Here is a 281-nt window from a genome sequence, read left to right as displayed (position 1 = left end):
TGCGGTGATCGATGATATCCTGCGCGTCACCAACCCTGACGGCACGGTCACCGATCACGCCGTAACCCAGGATATTCTCGATAACGGGTTAATCCTCGAGTATGCACGACCGGAAGACGGGGAAAACGTCACCGTCACGGCAACTCTGGTGGACAAGGCCGGTAATATCTCCGAGACGGCAAGTGACTCCGCCATCATGGGCGATACGACACCAACCCAGGCACCTACTGTACTTATTTCCGAAGATACCAATAATGACGGCACGATCGCACATTCCGAGA

Annotated in this window: 1 protein-coding gene; it reads left to right on the top strand. The window is 54.8% G+C overall.

Translation table 11 applies throughout. The features are described 5' to 3' along the window. Nucleotides 1–281: hypothetical protein (locus FCL47_RS24660; RefSeq protein ID WP_167496631.1), on the top strand; the 281-nt coding region annotated here is incomplete at both ends.

Source organism: Desulfopila sp. IMCC35006, assembly GCF_005116645.1.
Taxonomy (GTDB): Bacteria; Desulfobacterota; Desulfobulbia; order Desulfobulbales; family Desulfocapsaceae; genus Desulforhopalus_A.
This window is presented reverse-complemented; position numbering and strand designations above follow the sequence as displayed.